Below are 13500 nucleotides of genomic sequence, written 5' to 3' on the forward strand. Positions count from 1 at the left end.
AACGTGAATGCCTGTGCTGCAGCCGAGAAAACCACTATTAGCCATTAATTCCCGTACTCGCCGCTGAGCCGACAATACGTCATCGTGGAGCCCCCTTGATCATGTCAAATAAAGTCTATAACACCCTCTTTCTATGCACGGGCAATTCAGCACGCAGCATCATGGCGGAAGTGCTGCTCAATTCTTTTGGTCAGGATCGTTTTAGAGCGTATAGCGCCGGCAGCCGTCCTGGCGCGCAAGTAAACCCCCTGACGATCGACGTCCTTCGGTCGGCTAATCTACCGGTTGATGACTTACGCAGCAAAAGCTGGGATGAGTTCTCTCGTCCTGGAGCTCCTCAACTGGATTTTGTCATCACCCTTTGCGATAGCGCGGCTGGGGAAGAATGCCCTTTGTGGCCTGGTCAGCCTATTACCGCGCATTGGGGCTTTCCAGATCCATCATCCTTTGAGGGAACTGCGCAAGAAAAGCGTGTGTTCTTCGATAAAATCTTTCGTCAGATCGCGAACCGCATCAGGATCTTCACTAGCCTGCCATTGTCCACGCTAGACCGTGTGGCCATCAAGCACGAACTCGATACGCTGGGCGATCAAACGAAGCAGACGAACACCGTCACTTCTTAATAACTCAACCTACGCATTTGAATCGCCCTTCCCCATCTCTTTTACAGCGCGTATATGAACGTCCTTTTCCTGTGCACGGGTAACTCGTGCCGCTCTATCCTGGCTGAAGCCACTTTCAATCACCTTGCGCCCGCTGGCTGGAAGGCCATGAGCGCCGGCAGCCATCCTACGGGCCAAGTACACCCTAGGTCTTTAGCATTGCTTGCGCGCGAAGGCATTTCAACAGACGGCTATTTCAGCAAGTCTTGGGATAACTTGCCGCACACGCCCGATGTGGTCGTTACTGTTTGCGCCAGCGCCGCAGGTGAAACTTGCCCCGCGTACCTGGGGCAGGTCATACGCACGCATTGGGGCGTTGAGGATCCCGCTCATGCCACGGGCACCGACGAACAGGTCGACGCGGCGTTTGATACTGCATATCGCATTCTACGTACCCGTATCGAAGCCTTCTTGGCGTTGCCGCTTGCTGATCTGAAGAAAGAGCCAACTCGCCTGAAGACTGAATTGGATCGCATTGGCGACCTTCTTCCTTAAGGCATTACTTGGCCGTGTTTTTTGAGCCGAGCCTTTCGTTTTTAGCACCCTGCGCCCAGGGCGCCTTCCCCTTTGTTGTAAAGAGAGAACCAACGTGCTTGCTGCACTATTGATTTTTATTGTCACCATTGTCCTGGTTATTTGGCAACCGCGCGGCTTGAACATTGGCTGGAGCGCGTCAATCGGCGCGGTACTGGCGCTGGCTTTTGGCGTGGTCAGCTTCAGCGACATACCCGTCGTCTGGCAGATTGTGTGGAACGCGACCGGCACGTTCGTGGCGATCATCCTTATCAGTCTGTTATTGGACGAAGCGGGTTTTTTCGAGTGGACGGCGCTGCACGTCGCCAGATGGGGTGGCGGGCGCGGCCGGCTGTTATTCGCGTTGATTGTGTTGCTGGGGGCTGCGGTGTCCGCGTTCTTTGCCAATGACGGCGCCGCCTTGATCCTGACGCCTATCGTCATGGCGATGCTCTTGGCATTAGGGTTCACGCCCGCTGCAACACTGGCCTTCGTTATGGCGGCGGGTTTTATTGCCGACACCGGCAGCCTGCCGCTCATTGTGTCCAACCTGGTCAATATCGTCTCCGCGGATTTTTTCAATATCAGCTTTGCGCGCTATGCCGCGGTCATGGTTCCGGTCAACGTTGTTTCCGTTGCGGCCACCTTGCTAGTACTGATGCTGTATTTTCGCCGCAGCATTCCGGTGCGCTACGACGACAGCCAGCTTAAAGAACCCAAAGAGGCGATTCGCGATTTGGCAACCTTCCGAGCAGGGTGGGTAGTGCTCGGGCTGTTGCTAATCAGTTTCTTTACTCTTGAGGGTTTTGGCGTGCCGGTCAGTGCCATCGCCGCCTTGGGCGCGCTGGCGTTGCTTATCGTTGCTGGACGCGGGCACAAAATCAGCACACGCAAAGTCGTGCGGGAAGCGCCGTGGCCTATCGTGATTTTCTCGCTGGGCATGTATCTGGTTGTCTATGGGCTACGCAATGCCGGATTGACGGAACTGATCGCCGGCTTGCTCGACTATTTGGCCAGTCACGGTTTGTGGGCGGCCACCTTGGGCACCGGTGTGTTGACCGCTCTACTCTCGTCAATCATGAACAACATGCCTACTGTGCTGGTGGGAGCGCTTTCCATCGACGCCAGCCAGGCAACGGGCGTGGTTAAAGAAGCCATGATTTATGCCAATGTCATCGGTAGTGACCTTGGTCCGAAAATCACCCCTATTGGCAGCTTGGCTACCCTCCTGTGGCTGCACGTCCTGGCGCGCAAGGGGATGACTATTACGTGGGGATACTACTTCAAAGTGGGTATTGTGCTGACTTTTCCTGTTTTGCTTATCACCCTCGCAGCACTGGCGATTCGGTTGGGTGCGATATGAAGCTGCCCGTGGCTCATGGTTAGCGTGCTGACGTGAAATGGCTAGTCCAGGCGGCCAACCAGAAACTGAGGGTTAATAGCGTGGCGCATACAACGATAGCCCAAAGCACCACACCGTAGGACATGGTACTTGACCAGAGTAAAGCAGCGGCTACGGGGGCAAAGGCTCTGGCCAGTGTGCTGGGAAAGGTCAGTAAGCCATTGATCGCACCATAGGCACGGCGACTAAGCATTTCGGGTACAACCAGCCCGCGCACGATGGTAAAGATACCGTTAGCCGCGCCATAGACAATACATAGGGTCGTGATGACCCACATGCTCGAAGGCCGTAGCGCCAAAACGATGAATACCAAGGGAAATACGGCCACCACAAAAGTTCCGATGCGTCGCATGGATGTTCCCGAGCCAAAAATGCTGATCAGGATCCGGCCCGCCACTTGGGCCGGACCGATGGTGGCGATAGCCCAAACCACGTTACTGGTAGACAAACCACCTTCGAGCAGTAATGGGTACATGTGGAAGGTAAAGGCGGTGAATGCGCCTGCGTAGGCCGTCAACGCCACCATCAATAACCAGAAAACCGGCTTGTGAAGCGTAGCTCTGACCTCCTCCTTATCCGTTGTCAGCGTATTTACATTATCTGCGTGGCTAAAATGAACAGCATCTTTTTCAGGCCGGATAAAACCGAAATAGGCCGCCGCGCAAATCAGCCCATTGATAAGTGCCAATACAAGCAAAGCATCACGCCATCCCCAATGGTCCAATAAGAACTGAACAAGGGGAATAAATACGGTGCTAGCAAATCCGCCCCATAAGGTTATCGCGGTAATACCTGCTCGAGCCCTGCCCGCCCCGACCCGTCGAGCCATTACGGCAAAGGCCGGCTCGTATAACGCCGCTGCCTGTAACGCACCTAGGCCCGCAACCAGCAGATAAAATCCTAATAAGCTATCGACCTGGGACCAAAAAGCCAGCAATACCCCGGCCATGAGCGATGCTCCGCCCATAAGCACCCTCCCGTACCCTTTATCGACAGCAACGCCAACTGGGTAGGCCAAGAATCCGGCCAGCACCAAACCAAGTGTGGCGGCGCCATACACATCCGTCTTGGACCAACCCAGTTCAGTCATCATCGCTTCGGCGATCAGAGGAAAGCTGTAATACAGCGATCCCCATGCGCATACTTGGCCGATACCGAGGGCTATGGTGAGCCCACGCGGACTACCAACTGCTGGCGATTCGGAGGATGTACCTAACGCATTTGCCTGAATGTTTGACATGTCGTATTTATTTCACGGCTGTATAAGGGGTTTTATCTTGCAGCGCATGAGCCACTTCAAGCGCCGTTGCCTTGGCATAACGCATGACACCGATAAGTGTTGCGGAAGCAAAGCCAGTCCATTCGCCGTAGCCCATTAACCATAAACCGGGAACCTCGACGGACTGAGTTCCCGAAAGCGCAACTTTTCCATCTGCGTCAACGATGCCGAGCGACTTCAGATGCTGCAATGCTGGACGAAATCCGGTACACCATATGACGGCATCGAAAGCGGTTTGCGATCCATCCTGCCAAACTACGCCCCTGTCCGTGAACGCTCGAAATGGCCGCACGGCGCTAAGTACGCCTCGCTCCCGCGCTGCTTTGACGGGGCCTACCATCACTATATCGCCTAACCCACCGGGCGGATCTTGCAGTATCCTCCCTTCTTGCTGTGCCTTCCATTTGGCCGTAGCGCGATCGAATAGCACCCGCCCATCCACGTCGTCTGGCAGGAAAATCGGTTCAGTTTGCGTGACCCATGTGGTTTTGGCCACGCTCGACACCTCTGCCAGAATTTGCGCACCCGAATTACCGCCGCCTATGACAAGCACCTTTTTGCCTTCAAACGGCGCTGCGTTGCGATAATGTGCTGAATGAATTTGGCGCCCAGCGTAGGAGGAGCGATTAAGATAGGCCGGCACATAGGGCTGGCTCCAGGTGCCCGTCGCGCTGATGACCGCGCGGGCGCGCCACACGCCTTGATCCGTATGGACAGCAAAGGCATCATCATCAGGGCGAACGTCCGTCACCAGTACAGGCCGTTCTATCGAAAAATCGTAACGCTTCTCGTATTGGGTTAAGTACTTTACGACATCATCGCGCGTCGGATAGCCGTGCACAGCCGGCATACCCCAACCCGGTAACGAGCTCCACTGGACTGGAGAAAACAGATGCAAAGAATCCCAACCATGAACCCATGCTCCGCCCGCTACCTGACCATTATCTAATATCACGACACTTAAGGACGTGCGCCTTAGAAAATATGCGACAGCCAAGGCAGACTGGCCGCCGCCAACGATCACGACATCGAATGTCCGCTCGTTTGCAGCAGCCATTACGTTTTCCGTACGCAAATGATGTCCTTGCTCTGCCATGACCATTTTTCCTTATGCTTCTTGAGTAGTTACGGAGCCGCAAGATGTTGCCGGCCTGCAGCACGCGGGTTGCTCAACCTGGGATGCAAATTGCGTATTACACACGCCTGTTTCAGGTAACACCAGCTCGGATTTTCGCGCGGACTCCCAGTCGCCTGCCAAGGCGGCCGCGACCGATCGCACTTGCTCGTAGCCGGTCAGCATCAGAAACGTCGGCGCCCTGCCATAGCTTTTCATCCCGACAACGAACACGCCCTCATCGGGATGGGCCAATTCTTGGGCTCCATGCGGGCGCACGGTGCCGCAACTGTGCTCATTGGGATCAATCAAAGGCGCTAGCTCAACGGGGCTGCCGGTCGCCGGGTCGAGTGCGAGGCGTAGCTCGGCCAGTAGCTGCCCGTCAGGCCGAAACCCAGTGGCGACAATCATTTCATCTACCGGGGGCAAGGCTTGTTCCTTACTATGCACGACAAGCCCATCTGGCGAAGCCACAACCTTATTGACCCTGATGGCTTGATGAAGCGTAATTGCGCCATCGTCCAAGAGTTGGCGTATTTTCAAACCAAGGATGCCTCGCTCTTCCAGTTGATCGTTTTCACCTCCTCCCAGGATGCGCTCCAAGGAAGTTCCCCGTATCGCCCAAGCTACACGAGTGCCCGGTGCTACAAGTGCAAGCGCAACCAAGTCCTGTAGCGCGTTAAATGCTGAGTGCCCGCCACCCACCACGAGGACACGTCGATTGCTATAGCGTTCGCGCGCGCTGCCTAGGACATCGGGTATACCGTAAGCGATGTGCGCACTATTTTCTTTCTCGCCTAATGCTGGAATACCATTTGCCCCCACCCAATTAGGTGTTGTGTAAGTCCCCGACGCGTCGATCACCGCGCTTGCTAATACATCACGCTCGCCATCGGGGCCGGCAACGCGCAATAAAAAGGGCGTCGAGTTACGGCCTTGCGTTTTCATGACGTCGTGTTCCGCCCTGCTTACTGCAAGGACACGACTGTTCAAGTGTAAATGCGGTTCGATTTCAGGTAACTTGGACAGCGGCTGAATATATTGAGCCAGTAACTCTTGGCCAGTCGGATAGGCATCCGATTGCGGCGCCGTCCAACCATTCGCTTTCAATAACTGTTCTGCCTTCTTGTCGATATTAAAACGCCACGGAGAGAACATCTTGACGTGCCCCCATTCATTAATACTGGCGCCGGCCTTCTCCCCCGCTTCGAAGATCAGTGGGGTAAGGCCCCTGCTTAGCAAATGCGCCGCTGCGGCAAGTCCAACGGGACCAGCACCAATAACGGCGACGGGATAATCGTTCTGGCTCATGAATGACTCCTGATGGTGAACATAAGTAGATACACGCTTACCGTAAACCTTGTCTTTAAGTTGTTAGTACCAACATTCAAGCAAAAAAATGGCTTGGCTGCTTGGCTTACAACATTGGAGGGGGTTTCATACCGGATCGGTAGTTGTCTCAAGCAAGTTATCCGTTTGTATACCGCATCGTGCTTCCGCTGCTTGTGCGAGCTGCCTTAATAGCTTCAATGAAGCTTGTCGTACTTCTGGGGAGAGGCTCTCAATCATTGTGCGCTCCTCTGCAATCAGATCGGACCGGATCGCGCTATAAAGTTCTTGCCCGGATATGGTCGACTGAACTCGGATCGCCCTGCGATCTTCGGTGTCTTCGACGCGAACGACATATCCTTTGCGCTCCAAGGCGTTAACGACACGACTCGCAGTACTTTTATCCAGATTCATTTCGTCGGCGAGCGATTGAAGTCGTAGCGGTCCTTGCTTGACCAGCGTTTCTAATGCGTAGCACTGCGTTACCGACACGTCATAGCAGCAAATATGGCCGCGATCCCGAAACTGATAGACGCGTATAAGCGCATTAAGCGCTTCATATAAGTTCTCAGCATCACGTTCAATAGTAGACATGGTGATCTCTTATTAGGTTGTTACTAACAACTATAAAGCAACTTCCCGTTCAAAACAACTATGGATTGAACAAACTAGCGCTAGCTATCTGACGTCATTGGCAACCCGATGCGGCCGCTTGTCCAACAGCCCATATATCATAGTAATATTAGTTAATACTTAAAATAATATTAAGCATGCTCACCGTAGGCTGCATGCAAAGGAAAAGCGGCGTGAAGAGACGACATCAGATAGTGACCACACTAGGTTTGGCCTGCTTGGTCTATGGCTCCGTCCAGGCGGAAGAAGCTACCTACACCAGCATAACGCTGACCACCGAAGCAGCCCTGAAGGCGGCGCAAGCGGCCCTTGTATCGTGTCGTGAAGGAGGATATCAGGTCGCTGTCAGCGTTACCGACCGATTGGGAACGCCAATCGTTGTGCTGCGCGACCGTTATGCCGGCCCCCATACCCCGGAAGCCGCTACGCGCAAAGCCTATACATCCGCCAGTTTTCGCATGTCATCAGCCGACCTGGCAGAGGCCACGCAAACGGGCAAGGCAACTTCGGGCATTCGGCATCTCAAGCACATTCTCGCCCTGGGCGGCGGCTTGCCCATTGAAGCCGCCGGGTCGTTGGTCGGTGCCATCGGCATATCGGGAGCGCCTGGAGGCGATGCCGACGAAGCCTGCGCCCAGGCTGGCATCGATGCGATTCAGGCAGATCTGGATTTTCAATGATTCGCCTGGAAGAGCCTACTCCATAGAATATGGCCATTCTGTGGAGCGTGCGGGAAGCGCACCTGTGTTATTTGCCTTCCAGGCTTTCCCGTTCCATGACTAGATATTGCCCATAAGCATTGATACGATTGGCATCATCAAACGCAGGATAGGACGCGAACTGGCTCCAGTCTGTCGTGGCGTAAGCTTCCTCGAAACCGATCATGTCTTCGACAGCCGCGCCCATTTCTTTACGTAGATACTCCAGGTAATTGCGCGTCAACGCCATGTCTTGCTGGGTATTCGTGGACGAGGCGCCATGACCAGGAATCACGATCTGAGGATCCACATCCAGCATACTGTCCAGCGCCGCCATCCAGGCTTTGCTGTCGGCATCTCCCACAAACGGAACACGACCAGTGAAATACAGATCACCGGCAAACAGCACCTTGTCCTCTTCCACGTACATCATGATGTCGTCATCGGAATGCGCACCACTGACATCGATAATCTGGAAACGCATGCCGCCCAGCGTGAACGAGATTGTTTTGCCGTCCGCGAAATCCAGCCAGCGGTCCGCCGGCACTAACCTGGTGTTTTTATCTACCCAAGGCGCCAGGTCTGCCCGGCGCTGCTCAAGACGCTCCTTCGCGATATCGGAATGTAGATAGCCCTGCCCATTGGCATGTGCCCAAATATCGGCTCCTGCATTCTGGAAAGCTTGCAGACCATAGATATGATCCGCATGATAATGACTGACAATCACCCGTTTGACCGGCTGATCGGTAACCTTCGCAATCGCGGCAAGCATGGCCTGGCCCAGGGCTGGTGTTCCCAAAGTGTCCAACACCACAACGCCCTCGTTGGTGACGACAAAGCCGGCATTGGACATAAAGCCTTTATTCGCCGCGCTCGCCATGCTGGATTCGCCGCCAAAGTAGTACACATGCGGGCTAACCTGTATGGGTTTGAGTTCTAGTGCTGTTTCATCCGCCGACACAGGGGTGAATCCTAAGGTCATGCAGACGATCAAGGCAGCAAGACCTTTTTGCACAATATATGCCATGACAAGCTCCTTATTTATGAAATCGCATGGCTGAAAGAGCCCGAGGCAATCTGACGCGGGCCGTATACTCAAGGCTTGATGTAGGCGTAGCCTTCGTTGTTCTGCAGCTCTGTAATGCGCATCACGCCCGAAGGTACGAATTGTGCCTCCATCACAAAATCGTCCTTGGTCAGATCTTTGCGCTTCATGGTAATTTCGCAGACTTCGAACTGCACGCCGCGCGACGCCAGCCCTGAAATCAGGGGGCCGACCGTATCAGCATCCTTGTAGTCTGTTTCGAGAAATTCAATGCCATCCGCGTGGGCCACTGCAACGATCTTAGTCTTGGGGGCGGTGTCGAGTTGATTGCGCATATTGCGCAACGCGGCCAGCGCCTGGCTTGCGGAATCGTTGATATGATAGATGACCTTGGCCTGTTTACTACTGGCCGCGGCCGGTGAGTCTTGGGCCGACACTGGGAGTGCCGAGCTCGACAGGGCAAGGCCCAGAGCGAGCGTAAGCGTAGCGATTTTATTCATGGCGAATCTCCTGAAAAATGGACGGTGTCAGATTGTGCATCACACAATGCCTTGATTTGCGCCCACCCCTTTAACCCGGGGTTCGTGCAGCTGTATCGTGGAAATGGTTTTCTTGTCGCGCAGGTAGCGCGAAACCACCTCCCACACAGGCTCGCCATCAGCGCCTTCAGCAACAGGCGCCCAGCCAGCAACTTTGTATGTCTTGTCGGCCTCGATCGGCTTGCCATCAAGCATCATGTCGCTGATACGCTGCCCGGCCTCTTTGAGTGGATCGATTGTGTACTGCATGCCACCCACACGCACCATATCTCCCCCTTGTTGGTAATAGGGATCCGGATTGAACAGGTTGTCAGCGACATCCTCGAGAATCACCTTGAGCTGACTGCCCGGGAGATCGCTAAGCGTTGTATAAGGATAGGTGATCGCCGTCTGATCCATGAGATGCTCCATCGTGATGTCCGATCCGGGCAGCAGGCTGGTGCCCCAGCGAAAGCCGGGAGAGAACGCTATCTGCGCCTCTTTCTGGATAAGTAGCGCATCGAGAATGAGCTGGTCGAACGTGCCGTTGAAGTTGCCGCGGCGATACAGCAACTCGTCGGTGAAGGCCAATTTCTCGGCCAGTTTTTCGGCAAAAGGCGAGCGAATTTTGTCGATAAGCGCCGCCATATCAGGGTCGGCGTCGATAAAATTGGCAAACACCGGCATGAGCTTGTAGCGGAAGTCGGAAACCTTGCCATCCCTGACATCAAAATCCAGCACGCCCAGAAATTTGCCATTGCTGCCTGCGTTGGTGACCAGCGTCTTGCCACCAGCATTCTCCACCACCACGGGTTCAGGAACGCCATCGTGCGTGTGGCCACCCAGGATGGCATCCAGGCCACGCACCCTGGAAGCCAGCTTGAGGTCGACATCCATGCCGTTGTGCGACAGCAGCACCACGGCCTTGGCACCCTTGCCTCGCACCTCGTCGATGATCTGCTGAAGCTGGCTTTCCTGGATGCCGAAAGTCCAGTCCGGCACCAAGTAGCCAGGATTGGCAATAGGCGTGTAGGGAAATGCCTGGCCGATGACCGCTACTTGCACGCCATTCATTTCGCGCAAGGTATAGGGCGAGAAAACAGGGTCACCGAAGTCGGACGTCTGGACATTCTGCGCAATGAACTCGACTTTGTCCTTGAAGTCTTTGGCGATGATTTCTTCGACACGGTCCGCCCCTAGCGTGAACTCCCAATGGGCCGTCATGATATCCACGCCCAGCGCCAAACAGGCATCCACCATGTCTTGACCCTTGGTCCACAACGCCGTGGCAGACCCCTGCCAGGTGTCTCCGCCGTCTAGCAGCAGCGCACCGGGTCGGCTCGCCTTCATTTGTTTAACCAACGTCGCCATGTGCGCGAACCCGCCGACTTTTCCGTACTGACGCGCGGCATTCTCGAAGTCCAAGCAGCTAAAGGCGTAAGCTTGCGCCGTACCAGGCTTCACGCCGTAGTGCGACAGGAAATGTTCACCCACAAGGTGGGGCGGTCGGTTCCGAGCGATACCAAGCCCAATATTGACACTGGGTTCGCGAAAGTAAATTGGCTGTAACTGCGCGTGGCAATCCGTGAAGTGCAGAAAATGCACATTACCGAAACGCGGAAGATCATAAAACTTGGCGGCGGCCTCTTCGGCCGCTCGCGCAGAATGGGAAAAAGTCATTCCACCTGCTGCTGCAATACCTAGCACTTGTAGGAATTCGCGACGACTAATCATAAAAACGGCTTCCTGCAGATTAAAAAAAAATTGGCCCAGAGGTCAGAACACTGAGCAATGCAACGGCTGGACAGCCCGCCCGGGACTAATTGGCCTTGGCTGACCCGGAGGCATATTTGATAAGGTCCAGCACATCTTCCTCAAACATTTCGCCTGGAATTACCTCGGCAATCCGGCCATCCGCCTTGATGACGAAAATAGTGGGTATGACTTTCCTTTTACCCAAGGCCTCACGCAAGGCCTCAGTCTCCATGGCCACGGGAAACGTGTAGCCATGCTTGTGCACGTAGTCGACGGCATCCCCTTCGACCCGGTCTATGCTGACAGTCAGGATCTCCAGACCTCTGCCCTGCGACTGCTCCCACAGTTTTTGGACATAAGGATTCTGCCGGCTACAGTAGGGGCACCAAGACGCCCAATACGCAATGATGACGGGCTTGCCCTTGAAATGCCCTTTGGGAAGCGTCTTTCCATCCATAAACTGGATTTCAGGAAGCTCCACAGAATCGCCAACCTTCACGGCAGCTTGCGCCAGCGGTACGACTGCGACGCTGGCTACCAGTCCGACCCCCGCCAACAACGCCGCAAATCTTGATTTCCACATGCATGTTTCCTTATGCCTAACTTATTGCGTGACGCTATCCTTGTTGACCGGCGATTCCGGATCAAACAGCAGCGCCATCACGTCTTTTAGCTGGGCCTCGGTCAAAATGCCCGCGGCGCCAAAACGCGGCATTGTCGAACAGGCCGCAGAAGCATGAGAGTTGTAGATCTTGTTCCACGTGTATTCCAAGATCTCTTTGGAAGCCCCGCGCAGCTTGCCGTAATGCAGCAGCGAAGGCCCGATATTGCCGAAAGAGATCTCAGCCTTGGTCATCTGGTGGCAGGCATAGCAGTTCCCGCCATTGGCAGCGCCCGCCTTGTCGCTGAGTTGCAAGCCGCGCCCGTTCTGCGCCACCTTCTCGCCAGCTTTCCAGTCGCCCACATACTTGCCGTCGGCCGGATATTTAACCGATGCCAGCGCCTCTTTGGTGATTTTGGCAGTGTCTTCGTTCGACAACGGCTTGCCTGTCATATCAGCCTGAGAGCAGGCTTTCTGCATCGTCGACTGGTCCAGTCGGTCCATCTTAGCGATGCCCTTTTCCTGGAATGATGCCTTGAGCACGGCCAGCACATCTTCCGGGCTGGTGCCTGTCACAGGTTCATCAGCATAAGCACCGGTACTAGCGAGCAACAGGCCTGTCAGAACGACGAGCGGTGCGATTGTAGAAATTTTCATGAGCTTCTCCGCTTATCGTTTGAGACCTGGCGCAGCCATCTCGCCACCGTTTGCATTGGCCGCCAGGAACACCAGCAGGTCGATGGAGGCCTGGGAGCCGTACTTAAGGTGAGGCATGCGTTGCTGTCGGAAGCAGTCATTGAGCCGCCACTGCATGGAGCGCAATGCCCCTTGCGATACCCGGTAGGCAGGCCACGACGTATACGCAGCACGAGCGGGACCGGATTCGGTCAGGTTGGGAAGGTCTTGCAAGCGAATTCGCTGGCCATCCACGCTATGGCAGGATGCACAGGCAAAGTCATAAGGGCCTCCACGGAAAAAGAATATCTGTTTGCCGCGTTCAAAGGCGGCCTTCTCCTGTGGATGTTCCTGAGGCACGGCAAGCGGTGTGCCGCGGGACTGGCCAACGATATAGCCAACCAGCGCCTCCAGATCGGTTGAGTAGTCGCCGCTGCCCGAAAACGGCTTTTTGGTGACTTCCTTTTCATTCATCCCCTGCAGCGTGACCATGCAATACACCAGACGAGACTCAAGGTCCATCACGCGCCCGGCATCGTCAAAATAGCGTGGCAGATGCGCATAGGCATCCTTGACCACGCCTGGGCCCTGCCCCAGTTCGCATTGTTCCAGCGACGCGTTCTTGGGGCCTCGCTTCTCGGCCCATAGCTCCTCGCCCGTCATCTCGATCAACTCGGCTGGGTTGCCGCCCTCGCCCAGCATTTCACGATATTCTGCGATGCCGTCGGATGTGCTCTCCTGCGTGCTGGCGGCCTGCGCGTATACGGCTGTTGTGGTTGAAACCGCAAGCACCGCGCCGGTTGCGAGCGCCAGCGCCGCGGCGCAGCTCAGTTTTCTCTTCATGTCTCCTACCTCCCTGTTGGATGCGTATGACTTTATCGTGCTCTTCTTTTACGCAAACAGCGGATCCTAGCGGATCTCTGCCGTATCGGTACGACTCTCTCCTTTGTTGTCCCTCCAGGAGATCGTTACCTTGTCGCCCTTGTTGCCGCCTTTGAACTTGAAAGACAGGAAGGGATCGCGCGATACCGCTGGCCCCCACTGGGCGGACATCACCGTTTTATCGTTGCACTTGGCTTCAAGCACGTCAATAAAATGGGCAGGAACGAGGTTGCCCTCGCTGTCCTTGCGCTGACCTGTTTCCATGATGTGGCTCATTAATGCTTTGACTTCGGTGACGTCGTCTTTCTGTACAGCGCGGATGCGCATTGGTCTGGTTGCCATGTTTATTCCTTGTATATCGTTGATTCAGGATGGTGGGTCGGTTGGCAATGCG

15 protein-coding genes are annotated in these 13500 nt (G+C 55.1%); 4 read left to right on the top strand and 11 right to left on the bottom strand.

All coding sequences use genetic code 11. The features are described from left to right. Nucleotides 1-101 precede the first annotated feature (101 nt). From ABWO67_RS07220 to ABWO67_RS07230, 3 genes are all read left to right on the top strand, one after another. Nucleotides 102-623: an arsenate reductase ArsC gene (locus ABWO67_RS07220; protein ID WP_353149613.1), complete on the top strand. Its 522-nt coding sequence runs from the start codon at nt 102-104 to the stop codon at nt 621-623. Nucleotides 624-677: 54 nt separating this feature from the next. Then, nucleotides 678-1157: an arsenate reductase ArsC gene (locus tag ABWO67_RS07225; RefSeq protein WP_353149616.1), complete on the top strand. Its 480-nt coding sequence runs from the start codon at nt 678-680 to the stop codon at nt 1155-1157. Nucleotides 1158-1251: 94 nt separating this feature from the next. Beyond that, the gene (locus ABWO67_RS07230; RefSeq protein WP_353149619.1) at nt 1252-2538 is read left to right on the top strand and encodes an arsenic transporter; all 1287 of its coding nucleotides are present in this window, start codon (nt 1252-1254) and stop codon (nt 2536-2538) included. Nucleotides 2539-2557: 19 nt separating this feature from the next. Here the strand turns inward: ABWO67_RS07230 and ABWO67_RS07235 are convergent, their stop codons facing one another. From ABWO67_RS07235 to ABWO67_RS07250, 4 genes are all read right to left on the bottom strand, one after another. Next, nucleotides 2558-3817, bottom strand: a complete 1260-nt coding sequence (locus ABWO67_RS07235; RefSeq protein ID WP_353149622.1) for an MFS transporter — start codon at nt 3815-3817, stop codon at nt 2558-2560. A gap of 7 nt (nt 3818-3824) precedes the next feature. Beyond that, nucleotides 3825-4913 (bottom strand): ArsO family NAD(P)H-dependent flavin-containing monooxygenase, encoded by a 1089-nt coding sequence (locus ABWO67_RS07240; RefSeq protein WP_353149689.1) that lies wholly within the window; start codon nt 4911-4913, stop codon nt 3825-3827. A gap of 51 nt (nt 4914-4964) precedes the next feature. Continuing rightward, nucleotides 4965-6281 carry an FAD-dependent oxidoreductase gene (locus tag ABWO67_RS07245; RefSeq protein ID WP_353149624.1) on the bottom strand — a complete coding sequence of 439 codons (1317 nt, stop codon included), beginning with the start codon at nt 6279-6281 and terminating at the stop codon, nt 4965-4967. Nucleotides 6282-6407: 126 nt separating this feature from the next. Then, nucleotides 6408-6893, bottom strand: a complete 486-nt coding sequence (locus ABWO67_RS07250; RefSeq protein ID WP_353149626.1) for a MarR family winged helix-turn-helix transcriptional regulator — start codon at nt 6891-6893, stop codon at nt 6408-6410. 212 nt (nt 6894-7105) lie between these two features. Here ABWO67_RS07250 and ABWO67_RS07255 point away from each other — a divergent pair, with 212 nt between their 5' ends. Next, the gene (locus ABWO67_RS07255) at nt 7106-7612 is read left to right on the top strand and encodes a GlcG/HbpS family heme-binding protein (RefSeq protein ID WP_353149629.1); all 507 of its coding nucleotides are present in this window, start codon (nt 7106-7108) and stop codon (nt 7610-7612) included. 67 nt (nt 7613-7679) lie between these two features. Here the strand turns inward: ABWO67_RS07255 and ABWO67_RS07260 are convergent, their stop codons facing one another. The 7 genes from ABWO67_RS07260 to soxZ form a co-directional block, all read right to left on the bottom strand. After that, entirely contained in the window at nt 7680-8657 is a 978-nt protein-coding gene (locus ABWO67_RS07260) for an MBL fold metallo-hydrolase (RefSeq protein ID WP_353149632.1), read from the bottom strand. Nucleotides 8658-8725: 68 nt separating this feature from the next. Then, nucleotides 8726-9175 carry a DsrE family protein gene (locus ABWO67_RS07265; RefSeq protein ID WP_353149634.1) on the bottom strand — a complete coding sequence of 150 codons (450 nt, stop codon included), beginning with the start codon at nt 9173-9175 and terminating at the stop codon, nt 8726-8728. 39 nt (nt 9176-9214) lie between these two features. Further along, nucleotides 9215-10924: a thiosulfohydrolase SoxB gene (gene soxB, locus ABWO67_RS07270; RefSeq protein ID WP_353149691.1), complete on the bottom strand. Its 1710-nt coding sequence runs from the start codon at nt 10922-10924 to the stop codon at nt 9215-9217. Between the two features lie 88 nt (nt 10925-11012). After that, the gene (locus ABWO67_RS07275) at nt 11013-11531 is read right to left on the bottom strand and encodes a TlpA disulfide reductase family protein (RefSeq protein ID WP_353149637.1); all 519 of its coding nucleotides are present in this window, start codon (nt 11529-11531) and stop codon (nt 11013-11015) included. Nucleotides 11532-11552: 21 nt separating this feature from the next. Further along, a complete protein-coding gene (gene soxX / locus ABWO67_RS07280) occupies nt 11553-12206 on the bottom strand; it encodes a sulfur oxidation c-type cytochrome SoxX (RefSeq protein ID WP_353149640.1) in 654 nt (217 codons plus the stop codon). A 12-nt stretch (nt 12207-12218) separates the two neighbouring features. After that, nucleotides 12219-13067, bottom strand: a complete 849-nt coding sequence (gene soxA / locus ABWO67_RS07285; RefSeq protein ID WP_353149643.1) for a sulfur oxidation c-type cytochrome SoxA — start codon at nt 13065-13067, stop codon at nt 12219-12221. A 66-nt stretch (nt 13068-13133) separates the two neighbouring features. Further along, complete coding sequence (gene soxZ / locus ABWO67_RS07290) at nt 13134-13448, bottom strand: thiosulfate oxidation carrier complex protein SoxZ (protein WP_353149646.1); 315 nt, start codon at nt 13446-13448, stop codon at nt 13134-13136. Nucleotides 13449-13500: the final 52 nt, after the last annotated feature.

This window comes from Pollutimonas bauzanensis (assembly GCF_040393045.1).
GTDB lineage: Bacteria > Pseudomonadota > Gammaproteobacteria > Burkholderiales > Burkholderiaceae_B > Pollutimonas > Pollutimonas bauzanensis_A.